12 protein-coding genes are annotated in these 15,345 nt (G+C 70.0%); 1 reads left to right on the top strand and 11 read right to left on the bottom strand.

Annotated features, from left to right (window positions below; translation table 11 throughout):
- Positions 1–806: 806 nt before the first annotated feature.
- From ACWDR0_RS23970 to ACWDR0_RS23925, 10 genes are all read right to left on the bottom strand, one after another.
- Positions 807–1,409, bottom strand: coding sequence for a hypothetical protein (locus ACWDR0_RS23970; protein WP_456353803.1), 603 nt, complete (start codon positions 1,407–1,409; stop codon positions 807–809).
- Between the two features lie 467 nt (positions 1,410–1,876).
- Positions 1,877–2,707: a hypothetical protein gene (locus tag ACWDR0_RS23965; protein ID WP_456353802.1), complete on the bottom strand. Its 831-nt coding sequence runs from the start codon at positions 2,705–2,707 to the stop codon at positions 1,877–1,879.
- Positions 2,708–2,712: 5 nt separating this feature from the next.
- Complete coding sequence (locus ACWDR0_RS23960; protein ID WP_456353801.1) at positions 2,713–3,882, bottom strand: peptidase M23; 1,170 nt, start codon at positions 3,880–3,882, stop codon at positions 2,713–2,715.
- A 44-nt stretch (positions 3,883–3,926) separates the two neighbouring features.
- The gene (locus ACWDR0_RS23955; protein WP_456353800.1) at positions 3,927–4,718 is read right to left on the bottom strand and encodes a hypothetical protein; all 792 of its coding nucleotides are present in this window, start codon (positions 4,716–4,718) and stop codon (positions 3,927–3,929) included.
- A gap of 3 nt (positions 4,719–4,721) precedes the next feature.
- Positions 4,722–6,764 (bottom strand): hypothetical protein, encoded by a 2,043-nt coding sequence (locus ACWDR0_RS23950; RefSeq protein WP_456353799.1) that lies wholly within the window; start codon positions 6,762–6,764, stop codon positions 4,722–4,724.
- A gap of 45 nt (positions 6,765–6,809) precedes the next feature.
- Positions 6,810–7,439, bottom strand: coding sequence for a hypothetical protein (locus ACWDR0_RS23945; RefSeq protein WP_456353798.1), 630 nt, complete (start codon positions 7,437–7,439; stop codon positions 6,810–6,812).
- Positions 7,436–9,982 carry an ATP-binding protein gene (locus ACWDR0_RS23940; RefSeq protein ID WP_456353797.1) on the bottom strand — a complete coding sequence of 849 codons (2,547 nt, stop codon included), beginning with the start codon at positions 9,980–9,982 and terminating at the stop codon, positions 7,436–7,438. Before ACWDR0_RS23940 ends, ACWDR0_RS23945 begins: the two co-directional genes overlap by 4 nt.
- Positions 9,979–10,554, bottom strand: a complete 576-nt coding sequence (locus tag ACWDR0_RS23935; RefSeq protein WP_456353796.1) for a hypothetical protein — start codon at positions 10,552–10,554, stop codon at positions 9,979–9,981. Before ACWDR0_RS23935 ends, ACWDR0_RS23940 begins: the two co-directional genes overlap by 4 nt.
- Positions 10,551–10,808 carry a TcpD family membrane protein gene (locus ACWDR0_RS23930; protein ID WP_456353795.1) on the bottom strand — a complete coding sequence of 86 codons (258 nt, stop codon included), beginning with the start codon at positions 10,806–10,808 and terminating at the stop codon, positions 10,551–10,553. Before ACWDR0_RS23930 ends, ACWDR0_RS23935 begins: the two co-directional genes overlap by 4 nt.
- An 87-nt stretch (positions 10,809–10,895) precedes the next feature.
- Positions 10,896–11,972 (bottom strand): conjugal transfer protein, encoded by a 1,077-nt coding sequence (locus ACWDR0_RS23925; protein ID WP_456353794.1) that lies wholly within the window; start codon positions 11,970–11,972, stop codon positions 10,896–10,898.
- Between the two features lie 218 nt (positions 11,973–12,190).
- Between ACWDR0_RS23925 and ACWDR0_RS23920 the strand changes: the two genes are divergently transcribed.
- Entirely contained in the window at positions 12,191–12,757 is a 567-nt protein-coding gene (locus ACWDR0_RS23920) for a helix-turn-helix domain-containing protein (RefSeq protein WP_456353804.1), read from the top strand.
- A 195-nt stretch (positions 12,758–12,952) separates the two neighbouring features.
- On the opposite strand, the gene ACWDR0_RS23915 is transcribed toward ACWDR0_RS23920, so the two are convergent.
- Complete coding sequence (locus tag ACWDR0_RS23915) at positions 12,953–15,235, bottom strand: type IV secretory system conjugative DNA transfer family protein (RefSeq protein ID WP_456353793.1); 2,283 nt, start codon at positions 15,233–15,235, stop codon at positions 12,953–12,955.
- Between the last annotated feature and the right edge of the window lie 110 nt (positions 15,236–15,345).

Genomic DNA, 15,345 nt, shown 5'->3' with positions numbered 1-15,345 from the left:
GCCAAGGTCACGGAGACCCACTAGTTCGCCTCCCGCCGGGGTGCCTCCCGCTGGGGTTGCTTGCCCCCTGGGGCCCGGGGGTGTGCCTATGCTCAGTTGGCGGCTTCGCCGCCAACCTGACGGGGTTTCACCCCGTCAGGGGCTCCGCTTCGCGGAGCCTGCCCCGGCTTCGCCGGGGCTGAGAGGGGCTCAGGTCGGCGGCTTCGCCGCCTCTGACCTGCGGTTTTGCCGCTTCGCGGCCAAACGAGCCGCTTCGCGGCTTGGCTGGCAACGAGGGTGGGGGCGGCTGCCGTCGATTCCGTTCCGGTTCGAACTGGCATCCCATTACCCCCTTTCCCGCTCTCATTTCCTTATGGTGCACCACCATACACGAATTGGAATTTCTTGGCAAGAGCCGGTGGTCGCCTCATTTTTGATGGTTATTCATAAACCCCGAAAGGGGTTTATGAATAACGACTGAAGGCCGTTTCCAATTCCCCCGAAGGGGGTGGGCCCCGGCGCGTAGCGCCTTTGGGGGGCCCGCCGCGATAGCGGCCCTCCCGAAGGGAGGGGGTATTTCCGCCCCGTGGCCGAAGGCCACTTAGGGGGGCGGTCATTCCTATTGACGCGGCGAAGCCGTGTCCTGTCCGCCCGTGGCCGAAGGCCACTTAGGGGCGGACCAGCCCGAAGGGCTGTCCATTGCCGCCGCATTTGGTCCTAGATCACAAATAGATAACCCCTCTCCCGGAGTATCGAGAGAGGGGCCAACGGCGCGGGGCGCAGCCCGTATTGGACTGCGCCCCGCGTTCGTCTCAGATGGTCAGAGACTAGTCTCGGTAAAAGAGGTCCCCCTCGCTGTCGATTCCGTGAGTGTCGCCCTCGTCGTCATTGTGGGCGTGATCCTTGAGGACCTGAGCGGCGGTGTCCGGCTCGCCGAGGTACTTGAGGAAGTCGGCAAACGCTTCGGCTTCCTCACAGGTCAGACCCGCCGAGGAGTCGTTCACGTCGGCGAGGAGGTAACCGTCAGAGAGCCTTTCGGCCAGTCGGTTTGCTGCGGTTTCCTGGTCCTTGGTGAATTCCCGCTTCGGCTCCGGCTGGAGTGCGCGCGCCTTGGGGTAAGGCAACCCCGCTTCAAGCGCGCCGAAAAGAGCGAGAGCCGAGTCGAAGAATCCGAGCAGTGCCCACCGCTCGTCAGCCGACCCATTGGGGGAATCCACGACGTATCCGGCGGTCTCCGCCATCCACTGAAGGGTGACGGTGGGGTCGATGACGTATCCGAGAGTGCGGTCGGCATTCACGACCCATACCTCTTCCCCGTCGAGGTCGATGTCGCGCGCGGTGATGGAATTCCCGCACGTGATGCACACGAACTTCTCGTCGGATTCGGCGTGGTAGGGGTTCGTCCCGCACTGGCAGAAGATGTTGTTCATTTCGGGCCTTCCTCGGTGGATGGCCCGTGACCCAAACGGTTGAAGCGGCTGGGGCACGGGAGTGCGCCCCTTCCGCCTTTTGCTTCCGGGGCGTGTCCCAGGAAGCCGCGCGGCACCCCGCTTGCTTTCGGCCCGGTGCGCGCCGAAGGCGCAGGGCCGAAACACTTTTCCCGGTGAACGCGCCGAAGGCGCCCGGGAAAAGCGGTCGGCGAAGCCGACCGAATCGCCGGTGAACGCGCCCGAAGGGCGCCCGGCGATTCGCCCGGAGGGCCCGCTAGGGCCCGTAGGGCGGCGGGCGGGGGCCGTGTGGCATCCTGGGCCACGCCCCGGAATTGATGGCCCGTAAGGGCCTTTCCCGCGCCTTGCTGCGCCCCGCCGCGCCTTGCCGCTCCCAGTGCTGCGCCGCGCCCCATGAAATGCGGAGTGCCCCCTCGCCGATTCAGGCGAGGGGGCACTCCATTCTTTCTCTACGCTGCTGCGCCCCCCTCGATCCAGCGGAGGACATCGCGGGCGCGCTCCTGGTCCTGGCCGAGGAGCTCCATCACCTGTCCGGCGATCTCCCGGGCGTAAGCGGGATCGGAGGCGGCGAGGCGGCGCCACGCAGCGTGCGTGTTCCTGACGAGGCGTTCGGTGTCCTCGGCAGGGGCGCCGGTCTGCTGGCGTCGGCGGGCCGTCTCGACCAACAGCTCGATGAGCTCCGGGAGGTCCACCGCGGCGACCGAGGCGCGAGTCGTGAGCCACGCGCGGACGGTGAGCGCTTGGACAGTGAGCGGGTGCTCGGGCCCGTGCATCGCGGCGAGAGTCCGTTCAAGCTGGTCCGCAGCGACTACGGCCGCAGCGAAGTCGCCGGCGCGCTCCTGGGCGACGAGGTGCCGGAACAGGGGCTCGACGGTCGGAGGCGGCGGGGCGGACCAGGCCGAGGCGTCCGGCGCCGCGGTGGCGGCGCGAGGCGCCGGTACCGGGGGCGGATCGGCCGGCGCCAACCTCGGCCCCGGCTCGGGTGCTGCGGGGGGCCGGGGGGCCGGGGCCGGGTGGGGGTGGTCGAGGGTCTGCACGGTGCCGTCCGGGGCGACGACGAGCGGCCAGGCCGAGCCGTCTGCTTCCTTGGCGGTCACGCGGACGGGACGGCCGTGGTAAGCCGCTTTAATGCGGACCTCGGCAAGGGCGGCGAGGCGGGCGGCGCCGGGATCACCAGTGGGCGGGCTGACTTGCTCGCCGTCGAGGAGGGCCTCGCCGGAGGCGGTGACGGTGACGGTGTAGACGGGGGTTGCGGGGATCTGGTCAGGGTCAATGGTCATGGCCGCTATCCGCCCTTGGGAAAGTACGGGGGCGCCCATCCAAGGTATGTGGCACCCCATTTTGATTCGACGTCAGTTGCGGGGACAACGTCAATATATCCCGGGCGTCGAATATCATTACTGGCAATTTCTCCGTTACCGAGATAGATGGAGACGTGGCCCGCCCGTTGTCCCGTATCCCAATACATTAGGGCGCCGGGTGGTGGATTCCTGTCGCGGTCGTTTCTCATGTTGGCGGGCATTTGGCGGTAGTGGTCTATTGCGTACGGGACTCCGGAGAAACTCCACCCGTAGGTTCGGGCGACGAACGCCAAGCAGAGGCGCCACCAGTCCCGGCCGCCTGTCTCTGCTTCCTGCCGGGCCCACGCGATGGCGTCGGCGGTGCTGCGGGGGTTCTTCACCGAGGCGGGCCAGTCGGCTTCGCCGTCGTGGAAGGGCTCGCCCGGCTGTCCCGGCTTGCTTCCGGGCGTGCCCACGGTGCTGCCCGGGTAGCACTCTTCGGCGTTCGACGGCCCGTCGTCCTGGTCCCCGTTGGCGCCGTCGTCCGGGGTGCCGGTGCCCTCGTCTCCGGTGACGGAACCCGCGCGGCCGAGGTCGATACCCGCCTCGTCGGCGAGCTGCCGCGCCCTCGACTCGTGGCCGGCGTACAGCTCCGGGTGCGCACTGACCTGTACGGCCTGCGCGGCGGCCCCCAGGTCCATCACGGCCCATCCGGAGACATCGGTCAGGCCGCGGGGCGATCCGTCGTCGTCGCCGAAGAAGAACATGGCGGAGCTGTATTCGGGGTCCATGATCTGTTCGACGGTGCCCCACCCCGCGGAGGGCCGTTGCTGGAATAGGCCGACCGAGTCGAGGTGGCCGTCGCGCCTGTTGATGAGGGTGGACTCCTGTAGCGCGGTGACCAGGGCAACGAGCGTTGCGCGGCCGGAGAGTCCGCGTTTGGCGGCGACGCCGTCAATGATCCGCGCGTTGGCTATCTGCTCCTCGCGGAGCTTGGCCGGCGGGCCCGCTCCCCCGGGGCCGGGGGCGCCCGTGTCCACTTCGGGGAGGCCGCGGTCACCGCACGAGTCCGCGATGGCCTTCCCCCCAATCCCGGCGCCGAACATGCCGACCACCAGGAGGAAGGCGACGAAGACGACCGAGGCGACGCCGATGATTTTGGCCTTGAGGGCCATGCCGCCGACCCGGCCCGCGATGCGGGCTGCATCCCGGGCGTCCACTACAGCCCCAAGAGCCGGGAGACCTGCCATCCGTCGGCGGCGCGGGTCACCTCAGCCTGAAGGGTCGTCTTCTCCGTGTACGTGCGGTATCCCTCGACGTTCACCGTCGCCACGGTCTTGCGCCACACCCGGAGAGGGGTGTCGGCCGGGAGATCCTTCCCGGCCGGGCTGACCGTGACCTCCTTGACGGTGGACACCCCGCCCCGGCTGACGAGCTTCTCCCACGCCGGGTCCTGGTGGGCCGTGAGGTTCTCCACCAGGGCCGCCGACATGTAGGGCGCGGCACGGAGAACGGCCGCGGTGTGCCGCTGGTCCTCGGGCGGGTTGCGGGTCAGATAGAGGCGGATGGCTTCGCGGGCGACGGTGTCCGGGTCGCTGCGGTCCACGGCAGGGGCCGAGGAGGAACTCGGCGACGAGGACGGACTCGGCGACGAGGAGGAGCTCGACGCCGGCGGGGCGCCGGGCGCCGAGGAGGCGCTCGCGGTGGCGGTGGGCTTCCCCTTGCTGTCGTCGTCCTGGCCGAGGAGTCCGGGCCACAGGTAGCGAGCACCGAGGCCAAGGCCGAGGATCAGGGCCACGATGATCAGGGCCCCGGCGGGGCGGAGCGGATCGCGCCGGCGCTGCTCTCGCACCCACTCCGTTGTCTGCCGCCGCGCGTCCTGGCGGTGCGCCTTCTTGGCCCGCCGCCGGGCCCTGCGCCCGTCTTGCTGCTTGACCTCCTCCGGGTAGCTGTAGTTGGCGAGAATCTCGCGCCACTCTTCGGGCGTCCGGTCGTCCTGGTTCTTGGTCATGGCTCACCCCTTGGGCGGTGCGATGCTGCGGGCAGGGGCCGCGGTGGTCTTCGGCGGCCGGGGCGGCGTGCTCGGCCGCGGTGGGGGATTGGGTGTGCTGCGGATGACGACGCCCTGAATGATCTTGGGCTCGGATGTTCCCCGCGCGGGGGGCGCTGCCGCTTCCCGGAACGCGTAGGACGGGGTGGCTCCGACTTCCGGGCGCATGACCGGGGATGCCGGGGCCCGTCCGGATGTGCCGGGGCCCGCGGTGGAGTCGCTGCCGCTCCCGGGCGGGAGTGCCGGGCGGGGCTTGGACGGACCGGGCAGGCCCGGGGGTGGGGTGGGGGCCGGGGGCGGTTCGCGGTCAAGGGTGACCTTGGGACGCGTCGGGCCGCTCGGCGCGGGCCCGGCCGGTACCGGTACGCCCGGCGCGGGTCCGCTCAGCGGGGGCGGTCCGGAGGGTCCGCTCGGCGGTCCGGAGATCGGCCCGGGTCCTGGGGGGAGTCCTGGGGTGGGGCCGGGTGGAAGCCCCGGGGCGGGGCCGGTTGGGAGTGGTGCGGGCATGGGCGGCCGGGGGCGCGGGACGCGGCTCACGGTGATGGTGGGTCCGCCGGTCCCAGGTGCGCCGGTTCCGGGCCCGCCGGTCCCGGGTCCACCCGGGAGCTGCGGGTTGTTCCCGCCGCTGCCGGGGCCGGAGCCCGGCCGCGGGAGGGTGCGCACCGGCATGTAGTTGTGTCCGCTGCTCCGGCGCCGGTTGCTGTTGCGGCTGAGGGCGCGGGAGGCGAGGAACCCGGCGAGGGCGCCGCCGCTGGTGGTGCCGCGGACGCCGAAGATCTGCGCGAGGACGCTGCGGAACTGGAGGCCGACGAGGGCGGCCACGATGCTGAGTCCGGTGGTGGGGAGCCATCCGTACTGGCCGAACATCTGCATCGTGGCCGTTTGCAGGCTGAGCACGGCGCCGAGGGTCATGGTGGCGATCAGTGATTCGAGGGTGCGCGCGAGCAGTTGGTCGAACCACGCCAACCCCCACTGGCGAGGGCGGCCGGGAATGACCCAGAGGCACGCGAAGATGACGCCGGTCAAGAGGAGCATGAGGGCACCGAGGAGGCTTGCCAAGGAGGTGAAGGCGAGAACGATGATGAGGGCCGCGAAGATGATGACGCTGATTGTCGCGGGGATCATGACCATGATCCGGCCGACCGGGGAATGCCCCTGTCGCCATTCCACGGAGTCGCCGCCGACCGCGTCTTTGGTGACGTTGTCCTGAAGCCATTCCTTGCGCTTCTCGCCACTAGTCCCCTGGTCGAGGAGGTCTTTCCCGTACTTCTCGCAGACCTCGAAACTTCCAAAATTGGCCACGCACCACGGGGTGGCAACATAGGCCCGCCATACCGCATCTGAGCTTTTCCGGAGCATGTCATCGCGGCCGGTGCCCGTGAATTTCGGCTCGTGGTCGAGGGCAAACGGGTAGTTGCCGCTGCCGTCGCCGAGTCCGGCTGAAGTGGCTTCCATGGTGACGGACGCGCCGATCTGCCGGGCGGAGTCCACGCCGCTGACCCATGTCCCCGGGCTGGTCAGAAGGCTGACGGAGACAACGCCGGAGACCATGACCCAGGCAACTTGCCCCAGGCCGCCACTCCCGCCGCCTTTCCGGTGTTCAACGAAGGCGACGAATCCGCCGAACGCGAGGCCAGCCGGAAGAATGGTGATGGTCAGTACCTTTGCGGCGCCGCCGATACTGTCGGTGATGGCGTCCTCAAGCGGCGGGATCGTGGTGAGCTGGAAAACCCACTCGGTGATCACCACACTCGCAGTGCCGAGAGTGGCCACGATCGCCATCAGGATATCCGCAATGGTCTGCGCCATCGGATCGAGAATGTCCCATTTCCCGAAATCGGAATCAAGACGCCACAAGTTCGAGTTGTTATAGGTCTCGTAGAGGGTGCCCTCGCCCTCCGGAACCTTGGAATCGGGCGACGGCATCAGGTCGCCGATACCAGTCGGTTCGATGTCTTCGGCCTGTGCCTGTCCGGCCAGAACCATCAGTGTGGTGAGTGCCCCCATGAGGGGAATGGCGAGTGTGCGCCCCCGTGGAATGTGCAGCATTTCTTACCCCCCGGACAGGGCCGCCACGACCGCCGATCCGCGGCCGGTGTCCCCGTCGTGTACGTCCTCGGCTTGATCGACCTTCCACTCGCCGCGCTCGTCCACCAGGCGCAGCGCGCGCCGGGAAGTCTCCGGCTCCTTCCCGGGCCATGTCACGGTGTAGCTGACGAGGACTCCCCATCCGGCCGGGTGGTCCTCGGCGGCCGGGACCGTCACGACCTCGGAGGCGGTGACGGCCCCGGTGTCGGCGAACTCGGGGCCGGACGAGGAGGGCCTCGACCTGGGTTCCGGGGTGCTGCCGTCCGCGTACCGCGGCGGCTCGAACGAGGGGCTCGACGCGGCTTCCGAGGGGCTCGGCTTCGCCGTGGAAGGCGTGTTGCGGTCGGCGCACTGCTGCACCGTGCCGCCCCGGAGTCGCTCGGTGCGCAGCTCGCACGCCGCCTTCCAGTCGCGGCGGTTGGCCGCCTCCTGGTGGGAGCGGGCCACGGCGCGGAGCTCCTCGACCGGCGCCGGCGCCGGGGAGCTGCCTCCCTTGCTCCTGCCCTCTTCGCCGCCGCCGTCCGAGGACGAGCAGCCGGTCACGGCAATGATGAGGACGGCCGCCGCGGCGGCCTTCGCGGTGGTGCGGTTCATGCGGTCACCTTCTCCATGGGTACGGGCCCGTCCCCCGCCGTGGCCTTGGGGGAGGTGTCGAGGAGCGCCAGGAGCTCGCGGCTCGGTACGTCGAACTGCACCGTAGCCGCCGAGAAACGCCTGTCCCTGACGATGGCGTGACCGTGGCGGATCTCCTTGTTGGGCAGGAGTCCCACGCTCTGGATCAGGGCCCGGGTGTGCTCGTCCTTGGGCAGGCCGAGCAGCTCGGCCAAGGCGTCCTGCTGTTCGCGGGTGGTGAGCTGGAAACCCACGACGGTGGTCAACTGCTCCACTACACCCGCGAGTTTGGCGAGGGCCTCCGGATCTTGGGTGTCCAGCACGAGCGAGGTACGCAGGGCGCGGCCGACACGGGCGACGTACTGAAGGAACCCGGCTCCCTCGCGGGTGGCGGTGAGTACGTGTACCTCCGGCACCGCGACGATCTTGGGCAGGCCACGGAGGTCCCGGCGGCCCGCGGTCGTGATGCCGAAGGCGAGCATCGAGTGCATGAGCGCGACCGAGAGCCGTTGTGTGGGGTTCCAGTCGCGGCGCGGGGCGTCGGGCATGGGCAGGGACAGGCCGGGCATCTGGACGACCCAGATCCCGGGGGCCGGTACGAGCGGTGGGGCGGCCCCGGTCGGGCGGCCCATGAAGGGCGCTCCGAGGGTGTTTTGCGAGAGCTCGAACAGGGCTTCCCCAGCCTCCTTGGCGAGCTCGTCATCGGAGTCCCGGAGGTACTGGATCACCTTCCACGTCGCGGGCTCCCCGGCCCGGATCACGGCGTTGACGGCGCGGGTGATGGGGGTCTCGGCGCCTCTCTCCCGGAGCCACTCCGGGATGGCGATGGACAGTTGCGCCGGCACTTCGCCGCGGGCGACGTCGAGGCCCTCGGCCGCCAGGAGCGCGAAGAGATCGGCGGTCCCGGCGAAGTCGGGGCCGGTCTCCACGAGGTTCCCGTTCAGGCCGTAGGCGCGGGCCGCGGACACCAGTCCGCCGAGGTCCCCTTTGAAGTCGAGGGCCAGGGCGAACGCGCCGAGGAACCCGGCATCGAGGAGGCTGAGCATGAGTGCCGTGGTCTTGCCCCGGCCGCTCCTGCCGAGGAGGGCTGTCGTCGTCGCGTCGCCGCGGTCCGAGCCTGCGGTCACGTCGTTGCGGAACACGCCGCTCGTGCTGCCGGTGAGGTACCCGACGATGGGGCCTCGGTCGTCGCCGACGCTCGCCCCGCCCCACCACCAGGACCCGGAGAACGCCGACACATCGCGGATGTGCCCCAGGCCGGGGATGCGGAGCTGGTCACCCGGCTGGAGTTCGAGCCACGCGTCGCGCTGCTCGTCGTCTGCGGGGACGACCTCGATCCCGACGCCGCCATAGTGCGTAATCACCGCGTCGATACGGGCCCGCAGGTCGGCGAGGGAGGTGGTGCTCGTGACGATGATCCGGGGGTGGTCCTCAACGAGGGTGACATCCTCCCGGTTCATGTCGCGGCCGAGGCCGCCCATCACGACCTCGGTCTCGCCGATCTGGAGCTCCGGCTCCTCGGCCGATGCCTTGGCCGCGGATCGGCGCTGCTCCTTGGCCGAGCGGCGGACATCGTCCACCTTCTTCCGGGCCTCCCGTTTGGGCTGGACCCGGAACCGCACGGACGCCTCGGCGTTGACGGGGCGGATCAGGGATGCGGGGTCGAGGTCGGGGTCGAGTTCCTCGTCGTCGGCGTCCACCACGTAATTGATCTCGGAGAGGATGCGGAGCCACTCCCCCGGCCCGGGGGTCTCGGTGACTTCGGGGAATCCGGTCATGTGGAGAACGGCGGTCCACGCGGCAACGTCCCCGTGGGCGTCCACGATCCGGAGATGGTCCGGGTAGGGGAGGACGCGCCCGCGGGTGAGGGTGTGCAGCCGGGCGCCCGTGATCATGCCGGACTGGGCGGCCGGGAGGGGGGTTGTGCGGTGCTGTTCCCGGGCGATCATCCACGCCAGCATTTCGACGGCCGCGGGCTGCGCCTTCCACGGTGACGACTCAAGGCGGCGGCCGAGGCGGCGCACCTGGGCGTTGAGCTTGGCCAGGTCGCGGGCGGAGAGCGAGGAGCCGCCGACGCCGAGGAGCTGGGCGCCGCGGGCGCCGGCGGTCTGCATCTGTCCGGCGCGCTCGCTCATGCGGACGCCGAGGAGGAGGTACCGGATCGGTAGTTGCATCTGGTCGAGGCGCCGTACGCGGAGCTCGGCCCACTCCTGCCAGTGCCCGGCCGTGAACATCTGCTCTGCCTCGGCCTGGTAGTCGGACGCGTTCAGCGGGGCCCACAGGATGCGGAGGTGGCAGTCGAGGCCCGCGAGGGTGCGTGAGAGAGCGGCGTTCGCGGAGTCGAGTTCGGCGTCGCGGGCGGACTCCGACATGAGGTCCGTGTTCGAGGAGTCGAGGACGAACCACGCCTCCGCGTGGCTGCTGGTGACGATCAGCCCGTCCGCGAGTGCGGTGTACTCCGGGGGCGGTGCCGAGCGGCTCCCGCCGAGGCCGAGGAACTCCCCGATCTTCTGGAGCGGCTTCACGACTGGTCCCCCTTCTTCTGGTGCGGGATGGATGTGCGGCGGCGGGTTGCCCTGGCCACGGCGTCCGGGCCGTACAGGCGCGGGCGGGCATCGAGTCGGACCGGGGCGCCGGCGCCGGGGGCGGTCGAGTCCTCCGGGCCGAGCCACCGGTCGAGGAGAGGGCCGAGCGGGGAGTCGGCAAGGATCGACACCCGGGGCGCCCACCGGTCCCGGCGGGCGATCCACTCACCGCGGGCGGCGGCACGCTGCCCGCCGCAGATGATCGGGCGGTGTCCGAGGACGAGGTACCTGATGCCGATGGCCCACCTGGTCATGTTCCAGCGGCGGTCAACGGCCTGGGAGCGCTGGGCTCCGTATACGGACACGATGACCGGGGGCAGAAAGTACAGGGTGAACGTGATCTTCCCGGGGAGGCCGAAGAGGAGGGTAAGGCCGCCGAACCAGACCCCGAAGAGGATCAGCCCCAGGACCAGGGCGCGGCGCGGCGCCCCCTCCCCCAGATCGACGCCGAGGAGCTCGTGCTGTCGGGTGTCGAGTTCGAAATGGCGGGTGTAGGTCCGTCCGGTCCTCATGCCGTCCCCGACACCTTGCCCCACACTCCGGTGAGCATGTCCTGTACGGCTTCCGGGGCCCACACGATGGCACCGACGAACACCGCGGCAACGAGCAAGGTCACCATCTCGCCCCACTCTTTCTTGATGAAGTGACCGAGGGCGCGGACGGCGAGGAACGCGGCAAAGAGATTGCCGACGACGATGAGGACCCAGTCTTTGAGTTCGGCTCCGGTGGTGAGCGGTGCGGCGAGCATGAGGTCGAGCGGCGGCACGACGGACCCCCTTGTGTGTGAAGTGGATGATTGACCAGGGACTATGACGAGGGCTCATGTTCTATGAGCTGGGGACATAGGGGGCCGTCAGAGGGTGCCGCCGCGCACCTCGGCGACCTGCCATCGGTGGGCGTCCTCGCTGGTGACCCGTGTGAGCGTGACCCGGTAGACGGTTTCGAGGGTGGCGCCGCCGAGGGACCAGGAGACGCGGGCCGTACCGACGCGGTCGGCCCCGCTCCCCGCGTCGGCGGACCAGGCGACGAGTCCGCGGAACTCGACTCCGCCCGCCAGCGGGGGAATCGCCGCACCCGGCGCGGTGACCGCGTCGGTGCCCTTGGCGTACGCCTCGAAAAACGTCTCGACGGTGGACTCGGTCGAGGAGCTGAGTTCCGGATCGGTCTTGGTGGTGGGGAGGTCGGGGGCGGCCGGACCGGTGGCCGGGATGCCGACGAGGCCGGGGCGCCCGGTGACGACGACTCCGCCGGCGGTCGAGACCACGGGCACGTCAAGACCGATCCAGCGCGGGGCCGGGGCGGGGGGCGCGGGCTTCTTCTTCGGCGCCGGGGGTGCGGCGGGCCGCACGAGGACATCGACCCTGACGCGGGCCTGCCGGTGCGGGCCGGGGGTGACCGTGCCCGGCTCGACGGCGACGACGGCCTGTTGCCCCTGCCCGTCCCATCCCATGCCGGTGTCCGCACCGTCCGGGAGGACGGAGGCGAGGAGTGCCTCCCGCTCCTCCTTCGCCGTCTCGTCCCAGGTGAGGTAGGCGCGCGCGAACCGTCCGGCGATGGCCTGTGCCTCGGCCGAGGGATAGGCCGGAGCCGCCTTCGGGGCCTTGACCTCCGGGGCCTCCGCCTTGGGCGGGATGAACCAGGAGCGCACGCCCGTGATGGCGGCGAGGATCAGCACGAACCACACGAGCCCGCGGCCGAACCTGCGGGCGAACGCCGCGCCCGACCGCTCGTCCTGGGGCACCCAGGGAGCCGCGACAGGCGCCGGCGCGGCGGGCGCGGGCGCGGTCTCAGGGGCGGCCGTCTGCTGCTGCCGCAGCGCCGCGCCGGCGGACTCCCACGGGTTGGCGGGCCGCGGCGACGGGACATCCCGCGCGGGCGGGGCGGCAGTCTTCGCGTCCGGCGTGCCTGCCGCCGGTTCCGGCAACCCCATGACCTTTCGTGCGATTTTGGCGATTGATGGCATTCCCCCGTAACCTCCCCCGCTGCTCCGCCTGTTGGCGGATTATGGACCCTACGTCTGTCATGTGCCGGGGTCAAAGAAGTTCGTATGCGGTGATGGCCCGACCGCGGCCCCAGAACTCCCCGTGAGGACCCCGGGCGACCGCTAGAGTGCCGCCCGACGTGTCGAACGACAGGCCGGGGGAATGGATGCGCCTACGCCGTGAGCGGCTCCGGGAGCTGCGCCGGGCACTGAATCTGACGCAAGCACAGATTGCGAATGCGATGGGATGCGCCCGGAGCACGGTCTCGACCTGGGAGACGGCCGGGACCATGCCGCGGCCCGCCGTGCTCCGGCACCTTGCCGAGTTCCTCGGCACCACCGTGAATGATCTGACGGTCCAGGAAACTCCGGCTTCCCTTCGGGCGCTGCGAGTTGCAGCCGGAATGCGGCAGGCCGATATTGCAAGAATGCTCGGAGTGGGCACTCCGACCTATAGCGATGTCGAGACCGGGCGCCAGGGAATCCCGGCGCGCTGGATTCCCGCGCTTACCCTGGCTTTCGGTGTCCTGCCGGACGCACTCCGGGCACTGGGCAAGGACGGGAGGATTCCCTCGCTCCCCGGCAGGGCCGTTCCGGCAGGGGTGTGCGTACTCATCCCGCCGCCCTCAGCGAGTCCCCTTTCCGGCCGGTTCGCCGCCCGCCCCGGATCTTATGAGCCCACCGCGAGGAAATGGCGGCGGCCCGGCTCCATGGATGTTCCCGCAGCTCTGTAGAGATGACCCGAAGGAGCTCCGGGAACGCAGGTGGGCGGCGGCCGTATTCCCCGGCCGCCGCCCACACTTCGGAACCTCTTCCCGGCCTCCCGGGAATCCGGAAGGGTCCCAATGTGAAGCACTCCCCCGGCCCGGCGGAGCCCGGCTCCGTCCAGAACACCGGTCAGCAGACCGACCGGCACCGCCGCTTCACCGTCAGGGCGTTCCGCCGCCCTCCGGCCCCGGGGCCTTGCGTACCCCCTTGGTATTCGTCTTCTGCCATGCCTCCCACGCCGTCAGCCATTCCACGAGCTGCGCCTCGGAGTAGTAGGAGGCGTGCCCGTCGCTGATTCCCTCGGGCTCCGGGATTCCCCGGGTTACACCGCGCTTGAAATACGTTCGCGTGGTGGCTGCTTTCCACGGCAGAGTTCCCCGCTCGTAAGCCTGGGCAAGCGTGTAGGTATCGGGGAGCTCCTCCTCCTGGTCCTCCTGGCCCTCGGCGGCGAGGGGCCCGGCCGCGGCGCCGGCACCTGTCGCGGGGGTTGTCGTCGGGGTTGTCGCCGGAAGTGCTGTCGTGGGCTGTGAGCTGGGCGTACCCCCCAGAACCCCCACCGCCGGCGCGGGCCCGACACCAGGCGCAGCCGGGGGCCCGTACTTGCCTCCGGGCAGGAAGTTGGCCGTGGCCGCAACCGCGTTGACCTCTGCGAGAGCGGCCTCGGTGATCCACGGCGCCATATGCCCGGCATCGAACCACGCGGGGGCCGGAGGGCATTCCGCGAGTAGCTGACGAACCATGGGCGTGATGTAACTCGGCTGGATTTCCCGGACGTACAGGTAATCTGCGTCCGGGTCTTTCCGCTTGTCCGAGTAGGCCCCGCGCCCCTTCACCTCGGAGTCATATCCGATGACCGGCGTACTCTGTCCGAATGCCACGCCCCATGAGGTCCGGTCCTGATTTCCCACCAGAATCCTAGTACCGATCTGACTTCGCTCCATGGTGCCGCCGAAAAACTGATTGGCGAATTGCTGGGTTCCGACAACGACCCTGTGATTCGAGGAGCGGCCTTGCAGGAGAATAATCGACAGCCAGTCGAGGAAAGGAGGAGCGCCCTTTCCCTTGATTCCATGCCGCCACCATGTGTACGCAAGTTTGATCAACGTCGGGAGCTCGTCCACCACAAGCGTACGGGCAACGAGTTGGGATCTCAGTGCCGGGTCCCCTCCTCGTCCGGCAACGGTTTCCGCTGCCATCATCGAGGCCAGGAATTCGGCGAACGCCGCGATACAGGTCCGGGGCGTCTTGTGGATGCGTACCCCTGAGAAACCCTCGGCCTCGATCAGCGAATTCTGTTTCGTGTCGAGGATGTCAATCAGCTCGCCGGTCTGCCTGCCGTGGACAACCGGGATGTAGAGAACGGTTGACTTACCCGACCCGGTGTCACCAGCCACCCCCCAGTGTGGTGTAGCGGTCTGCGTCTCGATGACGGCCTCGGTGATCTCGTCACCCTCGACGGCGAGCCCTACATAGATCCGACGCGGGTCACCGGTCGATTTCCACGGAACATAGTCCGGGAGCCGCGGGCGCGTCTTCTCTTTCGGCTTCTGGGTCCAGTGCACAAAGTGCTCGTTGCCGGTCCGGTTCCACCGTGCAACCCAGTCGCCGGGGACCCGTTCCTCTATGACCCGCTCGACGGCGGCGACGGCTTCGGGTCCGCCGATCCACGCGGCGGGGATACGGAGAACGATCCGCGCATCGTCCGCGCGGAAGTCGTCGGGGACCGAAAGCCACCGCGGGCGGAGCTCCTCCTCGTCCATGCGCAGGATTTGACGCAGGGCCACCCAGAGGCCGGGGCCGTAAATCTGGCCATGGGTCCACACCGGCTGTACGCGCCACCATCCGAGCCCGGCCGGACTGGTGGCCGCAGCGAGGAACACCACGGCGGCGACGGCGGCGAAGACGAGCGGGGTCTCCCCCGGGAACCGCCACCAGGCCCACGCGATCACCAGGGGCGCGAGGCGGACGGCGGACCGGGCGGCGCGGGGCCACCGGTGCCAGACGCGGAGCACCCGCCACAGACCCGCCACCGCTCCGGCCGCGATGCGCACGGGTGCAACGACGACCCGCAGGACACGGCGGGCGCCGGCACTCTTCCCGGGCGGGAGCGCAGTGGCCGGACCGGGCTTCGCCGGGCGCGCGCCGAGCAGCTCGACGCGGGTCTCGGTCAGCCGGTCGTCGGGGAGCGGAGCCCCCGCTCGCCACCATGTCGCCTCGCTGCGCGGAGGGCCCGCCAGTTCGCGGCCGGAGAGAAAGCGGCCGACCGCCCCGGCGGCAGCACCGACCGCGCGCTCGATCGACTCGTTGAACTCGCGTCTCTGGGCGGGCGTGCCCTGCGCCGCGAACGCGAGCATGGCGAAGACGCCGAACAGCGCGGCAATACCGATACCGGGCCATCCGCCCGGGAAGGTGTCGGGGTCCGGGAGGTCTGGCAGTTCTGGCACATCTTCCCCCTGTCGTTCCGCACGCCGCAGGGTGCCGGCGCGCGCCCTGTGATCCTCGCGCACCGACCCGCCGGGCCGCCAAGGGGGAAGCACGGTCCGGCCCGCCGGGC

Source organism: Streptomyces sp. NPDC003691 (genome assembly GCF_053981115.1).
The sequence above is the reverse complement of the archived record's forward strand: the minus strand, read 5'-3'. Positions and strand labels throughout refer to the sequence as shown.